General features: G+C 66.4%; 10 protein-coding genes. 4 read left to right on the plus strand and 6 right to left on the minus strand.

Annotation, left to right across the window (positions count from 1 at the left end):
* Positions 1-104 precede the first annotated feature (104 nt).
* Both ACT7B3_RS12310 and fdhF read right to left on the minus strand, forming a co-directional pair.
* Positions 105-590: a DUF1641 domain-containing protein gene (locus ACT7B3_RS12310; protein WP_444677171.1), complete on the minus strand. Its 486-nt coding sequence runs from the start codon at positions 588-590 to the stop codon at positions 105-107.
* On the minus strand, positions 590-3,556 hold the full coding sequence (fdhF, locus tag ACT7B3_RS12315) for a formate dehydrogenase subunit alpha (protein WP_445158135.1): 2,967 nt from the start codon (positions 3,554-3,556) through the stop codon (positions 590-592). Before fdhF ends, ACT7B3_RS12310 begins: the two co-directional genes overlap by 1 nt.
* Before the next feature lie 469 nt (positions 3,557-4,025).
* Between fdhF and trxA the strand changes: the two genes are divergently transcribed.
* Entirely contained in the window at positions 4,026-4,349 is a 324-nt protein-coding gene (trxA, locus tag ACT7B3_RS12320) for a thioredoxin (protein WP_444677169.1), read from the plus strand.
* Positions 4,350-4,420: 71 nt separating this feature from the next.
* On the opposite strand, the gene ACT7B3_RS12325 is transcribed toward trxA, so the two are convergent.
* Positions 4,421-5,566, minus strand: coding sequence for an AI-2E family transporter (locus tag ACT7B3_RS12325; RefSeq protein WP_445158136.1), 1,146 nt, complete (start codon positions 5,564-5,566; stop codon positions 4,421-4,423).
* A gap of 146 nt (positions 5,567-5,712) precedes the next feature.
* Between ACT7B3_RS12325 and ACT7B3_RS12330 the strand changes: the two genes are divergently transcribed.
* Complete coding sequence (locus ACT7B3_RS12330) at positions 5,713-6,477, plus strand: SIMPL domain-containing protein (protein WP_445158137.1); 765 nt, start codon at positions 5,713-5,715, stop codon at positions 6,475-6,477.
* Here ACT7B3_RS12330 and serS read toward each other — a convergent pair.
* A complete protein-coding gene (gene serS, locus ACT7B3_RS12335) occupies positions 6,455-7,744 on the minus strand; it encodes a serine--tRNA ligase (protein WP_445158138.1) in 1,290 nt (429 codons plus the stop codon). The genes ACT7B3_RS12330 and serS overlap by 23 nt on opposite strands.
* A 182-nt stretch (positions 7,745-7,926) precedes the next feature.
* Between serS and ACT7B3_RS12340 the strand changes: the two genes are divergently transcribed.
* Together ACT7B3_RS12340 and ACT7B3_RS12345 are read left to right on the plus strand one after the other, a co-directional pair.
* Positions 7,927-11,199, plus strand: coding sequence for an FAD-binding and (Fe-S)-binding domain-containing protein (locus ACT7B3_RS12340; RefSeq protein WP_445158139.1), 3,273 nt, complete (start codon positions 7,927-7,929; stop codon positions 11,197-11,199).
* 85 nt (positions 11,200-11,284) lie between these two features.
* Positions 11,285-11,485 (plus strand): DUF2905 domain-containing protein, encoded by a 201-nt coding sequence (locus tag ACT7B3_RS12345; RefSeq protein WP_444677168.1) that lies wholly within the window; start codon positions 11,285-11,287, stop codon positions 11,483-11,485.
* A 21-nt stretch (positions 11,486-11,506) separates the two neighbouring features.
* Here the strand turns inward: ACT7B3_RS12345 and trpC are convergent, their stop codons facing one another.
* Together trpC and trpD are read right to left on the minus strand one after the other, a co-directional pair.
* Positions 11,507-12,307 carry an indole-3-glycerol phosphate synthase TrpC gene (gene trpC / locus ACT7B3_RS12350; RefSeq protein WP_444677167.1) on the minus strand — a complete coding sequence of 267 codons (801 nt, stop codon included), beginning with the start codon at positions 12,305-12,307 and terminating at the stop codon, positions 11,507-11,509.
* Positions 12,308-12,350: 43 nt separating this feature from the next.
* A complete protein-coding gene (trpD, locus tag ACT7B3_RS12355) occupies positions 12,351-13,370 on the minus strand; it encodes an anthranilate phosphoribosyltransferase (protein ID WP_444677166.1) in 1,020 nt (339 codons plus the stop codon).
* Positions 13,371-13,376: the final 6 nt, after the last annotated feature.

A 13,376-nucleotide genomic window follows, 5' to 3' on the forward strand; every position in this document is an offset into this window, starting at 1 on the left:
AAAAATAAACCATCCGCAGCGCACCTCACGCTAGCCGGCTATATCCCTCCATGGCACCGCTGATCCCACTTCGGGAGGAGCCCTCCGCCCGCGCCTGCCTCGCCTCAGGGCCCGCTGGTCGGCTTGTCGAAGAAATCGCTCACCGGCTTGTCGACCGGCCTGTCGAGCCCCTCGGCAAAGGCCTTGAGCCCTTCGACCAACGGCACGATGCCACGCCACAGCGCCTCGTCGTTGAGCATGCGATAGGCCCCGCCTACCCCGGGGGCCTCCTTCTCTTGCGTGTGGGGCTGGTGCTGTCCGACACAGTCCAACGCATCCTTTAGGGCGAAGGTGACGCGGTAGAAGCGCTCCGGCGGCACCTGCGACAGCATCATGGCCAGGATCGACAGGTTCTGCAGGGCATTAAGCGTACCTTCCTTGCTCAGGCCATCGACCACCACGCCGGCGATCTTGGTATTGGCAGCCACCAAATCGTTGGCCAGACGCAGCACCCCATGCTCATGCAGCGTCTGCAGCAGCCGCTCGAGCTCTTCATGGGCACCGGGGCCAATCTTGGGTGGCGTCACGTCGTGCGAGATTCGTTCAGCCATTACATCTTCCTCGGGTTGGATTGCTGGGCGGGCGGCAGCGTGTAATCACCCCGTGCCCATTTCACTTCGACCTCGACGCCTTGGGTCGGGGTACGGCGGCCATAGCGGTAGTTGTGAGCCGGCAGCGGCGGCTCTCCGCGCCGGTCCAGCACTTCCAGCTTGACCGCCGTCTCCTTGTAGGCCGGCGTCTGCACGTCCGGGTCGTTGTGCTCACCGGTCAGCTGGTTCACCCCCGGCTTGCCGAAGTGAATAGGCAGGAACAGCGTCTTGCCTGCCACTCGGTCGGTGATCACCGCCGGCAGCTCCAGGCTGTCGCGCCGGGAGGTGATGCGCACCCAGGTGCCCTCCTCGATGCCGCGCTCGGCAGCAAGTTCTGGGCTCACCTCGACGAAGCCACCCGGCACCTGGTCCCACAGACCCGCGCTGCGGCCTGTCTGGTTGGTGCCCTGGAAGTGCTCGCGCATGCGCCCGTTGTCCAGCATCAGGTCGTATTCCTCGTCGGCGGCCTCGTCCGGCTCCTGCCACTCGAGGGGATGTAGGTTGGCCTTGCCGTCCTCATTGGGGAAACCGTCGGTATAGAGCAGCGGCGAGTCGGTACCGTCGGCCGCCACCGGCCACAGCAGCGACCGCCAGCCTTCCAGGCGCTCGTAGGTGACCCCGGCGAACATGGGCGAGATCCCGGCGCACTCGGCCATGATCTGAGAAGGGTGGGTGTAGCCCCAGTCGTGCCCCATGCGGGCGGCGAGCTCGGTAAGGATGCGCCAGTCGGGCCGGCTGTCGCCGAGCGGCTCGAGAGCCTGGTAGAAACGCTGGATGCGCCGCTCGGTGTTGACGAAGGTGCCCTCCTTTTCGACGCTGGGGCAGGCGGGCAGTACCACATCGGCGAATTCGGCCGTGCGGCTGAGGAACATGTCCTGCACCACCATGAACTCGAGCTTCTCGAAGGCGGTGTGCACATTATGGGTATTGGAGTCGGAGAACGCCGTCTCCTCGCCGATGATGTACATGGCCTTGATACGGCCCTCGTCGGCCGACTGCACCATCAGGAAGTTGCCTTCGCCGACCTCGGGCGAAAGCTGCTCGGGGTCGACGCCCCAGCCCCTGGCCCAGCGCTCGCGTGCCTCCGGGTCCGTCACCTTGTCGTAACCGGGGTACATGTTGCGCAGGCACCCGAAGTCGCTGGCGCCCTGCACGTTGTTGTGGCCGCGCATCGGGTAGCCGCCGGTACCGGGCCTGCCATAGTTGCCGGTGACCAGCAGCAGGTTGGAGAGCGCCGTGCTGGTGTCCGAGCCGTGGCTGTGCTGGGTGATGCCCATGGCCCACAGCAGGCAGACACGCTCGCCCCGGCCGATCATCTCCGCCGCCTCGCCCAATAGTTGGCGGGAGATACCCGTCTTCTGCTCGGCGAAGTCCAGGGTGAAGGGTTCCAGCGATTCGCGGTACTCGTCCACGTGACTGACCCAGCGGTCGAGGAACGCCGTGTCGGCCAGACCATGATCGAACATGTAGCGCGACAGCGCCGACGCCCAGATCAGGTCGGTGCTGGCCTTGGGCCGCAGGAAGAGATCGGCGCGCTCGGCCAGCTCATGCTTGCGCGGGTCGACCACGATCAGCTTCTGGCCATGCTGCTTTTGGGCGGCCTTGATGCGCGCCGCGATCACCGGATGGTTCTCGGCGGTATTGCTGCCCACGATCACGACCACGTCGGCCTTGGCGATGTCCGCGATGGTGCCGGCATCGCCACCGTAGCCGACGGTGCGAAACAGCCCCTTGGTGGCGGGGTTCTGGCAGTAGCGTGAGGAGTTGTCGACGTTGTTGGTGCCGATGATGCGCCGGGCAATCTTCTGGGTCAGGTAGGCCTCCTCGTTGCTCGCCTTGCTCGACCCGATGAAGCCCAGGCTATCGGCGCCGTGGCGGTCGCGCACCTCGAGCAGGCGACGCGCCACCAGCGCCAGCGCCTCGTCCCAGCTCGCCTCGCGAAAGCGCCCGTTGTCGCGAATCAGCGGCATGGTCAGGCGCTGCTTGCTGTTGACGAAGTCCCAGCCGAACTTGCCCTTGATGCAGGTAGAGATGCCGTTGGCCGGCGCTTCGGGCACCGGCTGCACCTTGAGGATATGGCGGTCGCGGGTCCAGAGCTCGAAGGCGCACCCGACCCCGCAGTAGGTGCATACGGTCTTGGTGCGCTTGATCTCGGGCTGGCGCAGGTTCATGTCGATTTCCGACAGCCCCGAGACCGGCACCGCCCCCGTGGTGGTTTCGAGCTTCTTGACGATCTCGATCATTGGTCGCTTGAGCGACCAGGGCATGGCGGTAAACGGCCCCGCCTTGCCTTCCATGCTGTTCTCGAGCAGGGCGTTGCAGGGGCACACCGTGACGCAGTGGCCGCAGTGCACGCAGCTGGAATCGTTGATCGGCTTGCCGCCGTCCCACAGCACGCGCGGATTGTCGCTAGAGAAATCGATGGAGAGCGTCTCGTTGACCTCGACATTCTGACACGCCTCGACGCAGCGGCCGCACAGGATGCACTGGTCGGGATCGTAGGTATAGAACGGGCTGGAAGTGTCCTTTTCGTAAGGCTTGCGCTGGAATTCATAACGCTGGATGGGAATCTGCATGTCCACCATGGTGTTGTGGAGGGTGCAGTCGCCGTTGTTGTTCTCGCAAACCGTGCAGTAGAGCTCGTGCTTGGCCAGCAGGCGATCCATTCCCTCTTCCCGGGCGGCCCGGGCATGCGCCTGGTCGGCGCTGATCGTGAGCCCTTCGCGGGAGCTCAGGGTACAGCCACGCTTGAGCTCGCCGTCAACCTCGACCCAGCAGGCGTCGCAGGTTTCGAGCGCCCCGAGAGAAGGGTGGTAGCAGACGTGGGGCAGCGTGATGCCGTGCGCCGCGAGAAACTCGATGAGCGGCTGATCAACCGGCCCGGTGAGCCGCTTGCCATCGTAAGTGAGGGTGCACTGTGTCGTCATGGCCAGACTTCTCCTTGCAAGGCCCAGCGACACTGGCAAAACCATAAGGTTGCGACACAGGCGATGCACCTGCTCGCGCAACCGATGTGACCTACGGCAATGCAGTCCGGAGCTGAGCCATGTCCATATACCTTCCGCTCCGTCTTGTCCTTGCCAAGCTAGTCGAGATGGCGGGTGGTGTCTAAACTCCCCTTAACAGCGGCAGGCACCGGGCAAGACACCATAGCCAGGCCCAAGCTCCCTTTCATTTCATTGTGCTACAGAAGACTACCGAGTTCGCCACCACCCTCACAGGCATCGTGCGGGCAGGTCGATACCCTGAAACGGCGACTTGCAGGACCGCCGGGGCAACAGGCAGGCCGCCTTGCATTGCCAGCATCCCTGGCGGCCGCTAACATCTGCCGGCCCAGCATGCCATTGGCGTGCCATCCGATTCGCTCGATGCAGCGCAACGTAACTGGAGAATCACATGACCAATAACGTCGATGTCACCAACGCCAACTTCGAGCAGGAAGTACTGAAAGCGGATCAGCCGGTGCTGCTGAAGTTCTGGGCCCCCTGGTGTGGACCCTGCAAGGTCATGGCCCCGGTCATCGACGAGGTGGCCGAGGAGCGTACCGGCAACCTCAAGGTGGTCAGCATCAATGTGGACGACGCCCCGGAAATTGCCGCCGAACAGGGCGTACGTGGCGTACCCACGGTCATGCTGTTCAAGTCGGGTTCCAAGGTCGCTTCACTGGTGGGCGCTCAGTCCAAGTCGCAGCTGAGCCAGTTCATCGACCAGAACGTCTAAGCGCAGGCCCCGGCGCACCAGAGCCCTTGTTGCCACCCGCCGGCCAGCCGTCACAGGCTCGTTGTTACCGTTCAGTCGTCACGCCCCGGCTCCGTCCGGGGCGTCGCGTTTTCTACCGCCCTGCCCTGCGCCTTCGGCCGGCCGGCGTCCGGCGCCACGGTATCGGAGATCGGTCGCTGCCCCGGCCCTAGCAGATGGGCGATCCAGCGCGTTTGCGGATGGCTGTCGAGGGCGATCTTGAGTGTCATGGTCAGCACCACCGAGAGCAGCATTCCCACCACCCCCAGCATCCAGCCCCACACCACCAGCGACAGGAAGGCCACGAAGGTGGAGAGCCCCAGCGCCCGCCCCATCAGCCGCGGCTCCACCAGGTTGCCAAGCACGAAGTTGATCGCCAGGTAGGCCATGGCCAGGCCGAAAGCCGGCACCAGCCCGCCGCCCTGGGCAACCAGCAGCAGCAGGACCGGCGGCAAGGCTGCGATGGCCGAACCGATGTTGGGAATGTAGTTGAGGGCGAAGGCCAGCACGCCCCACAGCAGGGGGAAATCCACGCCCGCCAGCACGCAGGCAAGCCAAGCCAGGATACCGGTGAGCAGGCTGACGAAGGTCTTGACCGCCAGGTAGCGCTTAAGGGTCAGGCTGAACTCCTGGAAGCGGCGCAGGCTGGCCTCCGGATCGTCGAGCGCCTGGGCAACCTTGCGGCGAAAATTGAGCGTCTCGAACAGCATGAAGATGACCAGCAGCGCGACCACCATGCTCTGCATCAGCAGGTTGCCGATCCCGCCCAGCAAGGCCGAGAGCCAGCCGCTCTCCTCTTCACCCTCGACCAGGCCCGCCAGGGTGTCGGGATTAATGGCAAGCCCCATGGCCGCCAGACTGTCGAGCAGGTTGAGGTATTGGTAGTAGAGCTGGTCTTCGATGCCTGGCAGGGCCTCGATGAAGGTACCGAAGGCGTTGACCGCCAGCAGCCCCACCAGCAGGAGAAACCCTCCAATTACCAGCAGGGTGATAAGGACGGCAATGGGCGGCGTGATTCCCAGCCGGCGCAGCCAGTTCACCGGCGACGTGCAGATCACCGCAATGAACAATCCCAGCAGCAGCGGAATGAGCAGGTCGGCACCGGCGCGAATGCCGGCGATGATCACCACCAGCGCGGCCAGTGAAAGCGTCAAGGTAAGCGGACGTCCGTAGCGCACGTTGTCATCACGGTAAAGCATGCCATCTATCCTTGTCTGGCGTGTCCTGCTTATCATGACCCCAAGCGGGCGGAGGCACAAACTCGCCCGACCGGCAGCTCCACAGCCTCCCGGCCGCTGCGCCTGCCGCTCCCCCTATCTGCCCCTTGTCGCCAGGAGGCCTTTCGATGATTCCGACTCCCCTTCGCTCTCTGCTGCTGGGCGGCCTGCTGGCTGCAGTGACGCTGCCCGCCATGCTGGCCCAGGCCGACCAGCCGCACGCCCGACTGGACGTGCAGGCCGAAGCCCAGCTCGATGTCGTACCCGACCGCGCCACGCTCAGCGCACGCCTGTGGGAGCGCACGCCTGCCCTGGCCTACAGCGACGAGCAGACGGACCCCGACGCCCTGCGCCAAGCCCGCGACCAACTGGAGCAGCGCGCCACGGCATTGATCCAGGCCCTAGAGGAAGCCGGGGTGGCACGCGACGACCTGAGCGCCGGCTCGCTCAACGTGCAGCCGGAATATGTGCCTGCGCCGCGTCGCGGCGATGAGGAGAGCGAGCTGCTGATGCGCACTCGGGTGGAGCGGCCCTTCCAGGTGCGCGTCGACGACCTCGAGCGCCTGCCGCGCCTGCTCGACGCCTTGACCGCCGCCGGGGTCAACGCCCTCGACGCCATCAGCTACGACCTGGCGGATCGCACTGCCGCCACCGACGAGGCGCTGGTGATGGCGCTGGAGAAGGCGCGCCACAAGGCCGAGCTGATGGCACGCACCCTGAACGTCTCGCTGGGCCCGGTGGCCACGATCAGCGAGACGCGCTCACCCGTCTATATGCCGCGCATGATGGCGATGAGCGCCGATGCCCGCGAGAGCACCGGCCAGGTCGAGTACCGCCCAGGGACGATCGTCATCGAGGCGGGGGTCAGCGTCAGCTGGGAGATCGAGAATTGAGGGTGGCGATGCCGCCGAGGTAAGGGCGCAGCGCCTCGGGCACGGTAATGGAGCCATCGGCGTTCTGATGGTTCTCCATCACCGCGATGAGGCAGCGCCCCACCGCCAGGCCCGAGCCGTTGAGGGTATGCAGCAGCTGCGGCTTCTTCTGTTCGGGGTGGCGGAAGCGCGCCTGCATGCGCCGCGCCTGGAAGTCCTCGCAGTTCGACACCGAGGAGATCTCGCGGTAGGTCTGCTGGCTCGGCAGCCACACCTCCAGGTCGTAAGTCTTGGCCGCGCCGAAGCCCATGTCGCCGGTACACAGCGTCATCACCCGGTAGGGCAGCTCCAGCGCCTGCAGGATCGCCTCGGCGTGGCCGCGCATCTCCTCCAGCGCCGCGTAGCTCTGCTCCGGCTCCACCAATTGCACCATCTCGACCTTGTCGAACTGGTGCTGGCGAATCATGCCGCGGGTGTCGCGGCCGTGGGAGCCCGCTTCACTGCGGAAACAGGGCGTATGGGCGGTGAGCTTGAGCGGCAGCGCCTTGGCGTCGAGAATCTCGTCGCGAGCGAAATTGGTCAGCGGCACCTCGGCGGTGGGGATCAGGTGGAAGCCGCGCTCGTCGTCGAGCCGGAACAGGTCCTCGCCGAACTTAGGCAGCTGCCCGGTGCCGTAGAGCGAGGCCTCGTTGACCATGTAGGGCACGTAGCACTCCTCGTAGCCGTGCTCGAGAGTCTGCTTGTCGAGCATGAACTGCGCCAGCGCTCGATGCAGACGAGCGATCTGCCCACGCAGCACGGCGAAGCGTGAGCCGGTCAGCTTGGCCGCCAGCTCGAAGTCCAGTTCACCCTTGAGCCCGCCTAGGTCGACATGGTCGCGCACGTCGAAATCGAACTCGCGCGGCGTACCCCAACGATGCAGCTCGACGTTATCTTCTTCGCCCTCGCCTTGCGGCACGCTGTCGTGGGGCAGGTTGGGAATGCCGCTGACCAGGCCGTCCCATTCGGCCTGCACCTCGGCGAGCTGCCTCTTGCCCGCCTCCAGGCGCTCGCCCAAGTCACTCACCTCGTCGAGCAGCGGCTGGATGTCCTCGCCGGAAGCCTTGGCCTTGCCGATCGCCTTGGAGCGGACGTTGCGCTCGTTCTGCAGGGACTCGGTCTCGGTCTGCAAGTCACGACGCCGGGACTCCAGCGCCTCGAGCCGTGCGGTATCGAGGGTAAAGCCACGTTTGGCCAGTCGTTGGGCGACCGAAGCAAGGTCGCTGCGCAGCAGTTTGGGATCGAGCATGGCGTCCAGCCCCTGAAAGCGAAACGGTAAAAGACGGAAAAACGGCGGAACATTGTAGGCAAAAGGCCGCCAAGGTGCCACGTCGGCAGGCCTGCGGGGTGCGCGGCACCCCCCTCTCGCGATAAAGTAGACGCCTATTCCCTGCCTGCCCGCCCGGCAGCGTCACCGAACGAATCGACACCATGATTGCACGACTGGACATCAAGGACTCGCGCCACAGCGCCGAGCTGGCGCCCCACTACCTGCGCTTCCTCGAGGCGCTCAAGGCGGCAGGCTTCGAGGGCGAGATCGCCCCCGACTACGCCAGCCGCACGGTGCTGGCCACCGACAACTCAATCTACCAGCGCCTGCCCCAGGCGGCGCTGTTCCCGCGCCATGCCGAAGACCTCGCGTTGATTGCCCGCCTCGCCGCCGAGCCTGAGCATCGCCAGGTGGCGCTCACGCCCCGCGGCGGCGGCACCGGCACCAACGGCCAGTCGCTCACCGACGGCCTGGTGGTGGACGTGTCCCGTCACATGAACCGGATACTCGATATCGACGTCGAGAACCGCCGCGTGCGGGTGCAGGCCGGGGTGGTCAAGGATCAGCTCAACGCGGCGTTGAAACCCCACGGTCTGTTCTTCGCCCCGGACCTCTCCACTTCCAACCGCGCCACCCTCGGCGGCATGATCTCCACCGACGCCAGCGGCCAGGGCAGCTGCGAGTACGGCAAGACCCGCGACCACGTGCTCGAACTCGACACCGTGCTGCTCGGCGGCGAGCGGCTGGTGAGCCGCCCGGTGGAAGACGCCGAGCTGGAGACGCTGTGCCATCACAGCGGCACGATCGGCAACGCCTACCGCACCGCGCGGGAAATCATCGACACCCAGCGCGAGCTGATCGCTGCCAAGTTCCCGCCGCTCAACCGCTGCCTGACCGGCTACGACCTGGCGCATCTCAGGGACGCGCAGGGCCGCCTCGACATGAACAGCCTGCTGTGCGGCTCGGAGGGCTCGCTGGGCTTTCTCAACGAGGCGGTACTCAACGTGCTGCCGATCCCCAAGCACTCGACCTTGGTCAACGTGCGCTATGCGGGCTTCATGGATGCCCTGCGCGACGCCAAGGCCTTGATGGCTTCTGCGGCGAAACCCACCTCCATCGAGACGGTGGACGACAAGGTGCTGCTGTTGGCCATGGAGGACTTCGTCTGGGACAGCGTGGCGGAGTTCTTTCCCAGCGAGGCGCCCCAGGGATCTGCCGAGGGCGATACCGTCACGGCCGAGCGCCAGGCGGTGGCCATCCGCGGCATCAACCTGATCGAATTCAACGACGACGACCCCGAGCGGCTTGCCGAGCGGGTGGCCGCCTTCTGTCGTCACCTGGAAGCGGATGAGAGCGTACCGCGCCTCGGCTACACCCTGGCCCAGGGGCGCGCCCAGATCCAGCAGGTCTACGGCATGCGCAAGCGCGCCGTGGGTCTGCTGGGCAATGCCAGGGTCGACGAGAAGGGCGAGAAGCGGCCGATCCCCTTCGTCGAGGACACCGCGGTGCCGCCGGAGCATCTGGCCGACTTCATCAGTGAGTTCCGCGCCGCGCTGGACACCCGCGGGCTCAGCTACGGCATGTTCGGCCACGTCGATGCTGGCGTGCTGCACGTGCGCCCCGCCATCGACATGAAGGACCCCGCACAGGAGCGGCTGATCCGTGAAGTCTCCGACGAGGTGGCCGAGCTGACCCACAAGTACGGCGGCCTGCTGTGGGGCGAGCACGGCAAGGGCGTGCGCTCCGAATATGCGCCCAAGTTCTTCGGCGAGCTCTACCCCAGCCTGCAGCGGGTCAAGGCCGCCTTCGACCCGCACAATCAGCTGAACCCGGGCAAGATCGCGACTCCCTCCATACCGCCCGACGCCGCGGAGCCCTCCATCCCGCCCGAAGCCGCGAAGCCCTCCATCCCGCCCGAAGCCGCGGGCACAGCGTCGACAACTAGCGTCAGCGAGGATACGGTGAAGTGGGTCGACCCGGGTCTGCTGACCATCGACGGCGTGCCCACCCGCGGCCAGCTCGACCGCCAGATCGACGCGCGCGCCTGGCAGGCCCACGCCGCCACGGTGTACTGCAACGGCAACGGCGCCTGCTACAACTACGACCCCGACGACGCCATGTGCCCCTCGTGGAAGGCGACCCGCGACCGCATCCACTCGCCCAAGGGACGCGCCAGCCTCGTCCGCGAGTGGCTGCGCCTGCAGGGCAAGGCCGGGATCGACCTGGTCGAGGAGTCGCGCAAGAAGAAGCGCGAGGGGGTGTGGGGCTTCATCACCTCGTTCCCGGCGCGGGCGCGCAACACCTGGCGCCGCCGCGACGAGGCCGACTTTTCCCATGAGGTCTACGACGCCATGGCGGGCTGCCTGGCCTGCAAGTCCTGCGCCGGCCAGTGCCCGATCAAGGTCAACGTGCCGGACTCGCGCTCGCAGTTCCTCGAGGTCTACCACGGCCGCTACCTGCGCCCGCTGCGGGACTACCTGATCGGCGGCATGGAGTTCTTCGTGCCTTATCTCGCCCATGCCGCGCCGCTGTACAACGCCGCGCTGAATCAGCGCCTGGTGGAACGCCTACTGTCCCAGCACGTCGGCCTGGTCGACAGCCCGCGCCTCTCTCGCGCACGGCTGGCCAAGCAGCTGCGTGCCTGGGGTGTCGCCGAGGCGACGCCGATCTCGCTGGGCCTGCTCAGCGAGGCGCAGAAGGCCAGAAGCGTAGTGCTCGTGCAGGACGCCTTCACCAGCCACTTCGAGGCAGAATTGGTGATGGACATCGTCGAGCTGCTCTCGCGCCTGGACATCAAGGTGTTCGTCGCCCCCTACACGGCCAACGGCAAGCCGCTGCACGTGCAGGGCTTCCTTGGCGCCTTCGAGCGCACCGCGGAGAAGCAGGCGCGGCGGCTGCGCGCCCTGGCCGAGTTCGGCGTGCCGCTGGTGGGCATCGACCCGGCCATGACCCTCACCTACCGCCAGGAGTACGTGAAGGCGCTGGGCCCCGCTGCCGTGCCCGAGGTGCTGATGCTGCAGGAGTGGCTGCTGGCTCAGGGCAAGCGCCTGGTGCCGCCGGCCCTGGCCCGGGAGCTCGAGAAACTCGACGACCCGAGCTTCCGGCTGCTCTCCCACTGCACCGAGAAGACCAACGCCCCGGGCAGCCCCAAGGCGTGGCAGCAGGTGTTCGCCGCCTTCGGCTTCGAGCTCGAACTCGTCGCCAGCGGCTGCTGCGGCATGTCCGGCACCTACGGCCACGAAGCGCGCAACCGGGAAACCTCGAAGACCATCTACGCCCAGTCGTGGCAGCCGGTGGTCGAGGACGCGGCCAACCGGGGCCGCCTGCTGGCCACCGGTTACTCCTGCCGCAGCCAGGCCAGCCGCCTCTCCGGCCAGGCCCTGCCGCACCCGCTGCAGGGCCTGCTGGCCCGCCTGCGCCAGCTGAGCTGGTAGATCGCGTGCAGACGAGAAAGGCCGGCGGAATCACCGCCGGCCTTTCGAATCGCACTCACTTCGAAATCACCAGAGCAGGAGCAGGATGTCTCGCACCCTGATCGTCATCGGCCTGTGTATCGTCGCCATCGGCCTGCTGTGGCCCTGGCTCTCCAGGCTACCTTTCGGCCAGCTGCCCGGCGATATCGCCATCCGCCGTGAGAATTTCTCGTTCTACTTTCCCATCACGACGATGATCCTGATCAGCCTGGCGCTGTCGGCGCTGCTGTGGCTGTTCAACCGCTGATACCTCCCTGGCTCGCGACGCTCAGTAGAATAGCCGGCGCAGCGCCTGGCCCGGCTCGGGCTCACGCATGAAGGCCTCGCCCACCAGAAAGCCGTGCACGTCGTGTTCACGCATGCGCAGCACATCGGCCTGGGTGTGGATGCCCGATTCGGTGACCACGGTGACGCCTGCCGGAATGCGCGGCAGCAGCTCCAGGGTGGTTTCCAGGCGGGTCTCGAAGGTGTGCAGGTTGCGGTTGTTGATGCCCACCAGGCCAATGCCGAGCTTGAGCGCACGCTCGAGTTCGAGGGCGTCGTGCACCTCGACCAGCACGTCCATGCCCAGCGCAACCGCCTGCTGGTAGAGGTCGGCCATGCGGGCATCCTCCAGCGCGGCGACGATCAGCAGGATGCAGTCGGCGCCGATGGCACGCGCCTCGCTGACCTGGTAGCCGTGGGTGATGAAGTCCTTGCGGATCACCGGCAACTCGCAGGCGTCGCGGGCGGCGACGAGGAAGTCCTCGTGGCCCTGGAAGAAGTCGGCGTCGGTCAACACAGAGAGGCAGGCGGCACCGCCGGCAGCGTAGCTGGCGGCAATCTCGGCGGGATGAAAGTTCTCGCGGATTACGCCCCTGGAAGGAGAGGCCTTCTTGATTTCGGCGATTACCGCCGGGTCGCCCTCGGCAATGCGCCGGTCGAGGGCCGCAATGAAGCCACGGGGCGCGCTCTGGCGCTGGGCCAGCTCCAGCAGCTCGGCTTCGGACACGGCGCGGCTACGCTCGGCCACCTCCTCGTCCTTGCGGGCCAGGATACGGGTGAGAATGGTCGGGGCATCCTTGGTCATGATGTTGTCTCATTGAGGCGGCAGCCGGCTGCCGCTTGGGGGCTCAGGAAACCAGCACGCGGGTGAAGTCCGCCAGTTCCTTCATTTTTTCCAGTGGCAGCCTTGAGGCCTGGGCATCCTGTGCCATCAGCACGCCTTCCTTCAAGGTATCGGCAATACCCGCACAGTAGAGCGCCGCCCCGGCGTTGAGGGCCACGATGTCGGCCGCCGGCCCGTCGCCCACTAGCGCCTCGCGTACCAGCCGCAGGCTGTCCTCGGCGCTGACCACCTTGAGCGGCGACAGCGCCTGGCGCTCGATGCCGAAATCTTCCGGGGCGATGGTATAGCGGCGAATCTCGCCGTCCTTGAGCTCGGCGACGTGGGTCGGCGCGGCCAGGGAGATCTCGTCCAGGCCATCCTCGGCATGAACGACCATGACGTGGCGGCTGCCCAGCTGGCGCAGCACCTCGGCCATCAGCGGCACCAGGTCGGCGGAGTAGACCCCCAGCACCTGGTTGGGGGCGCCGGCCGGGTTGGTCAGCGGTCCAAGGATGTTGAACAGCGTGCGCACGCCCATCTCGCGACGCGGGCCGATGGCGAAGCGCATGGCCGGGTGATGGTTGGGCGCGAACATGAAGCCAACTCCCACCTGCTCGATGCAACGCGCCACCTGCTCCGGCTTGAGGTCGAGATGGATGCCGGCCATGTCGAACAGGTCGGCACTGCCGGAGGAGGAGGAGACGCTGCGGTTGCCGTGCTTGGCCACATGGGCGCCGGCCGCGGCCGCCACGAAGCTGGAGGCGGTCGAGACATTGAACAGGTTGGCACCATCGCCGCCAGTACCGACAATGTCGACCACGTTCTCGGCGTGCAGGCGCACCCGCTTCATCAGCTCGCGCATGACCTGGGCGGCGGCGCCAATCTCCTCGGCGGTCTCGCCCTTCATGGCCAGGCCCACCAGCAGGCCGCCGATCTGCGCATCGGTCGCCTCACCGGTCATGATCTGCTGCATCACCGCGTGGGTGTCGTCGAAGCTCAGGTTGTCACGGCGCATCACCGCGGCGATGGCATCACGCATCTGCATGGTCAG

This window comes from Halomonas sp. E14 (assembly GCF_052568415.1).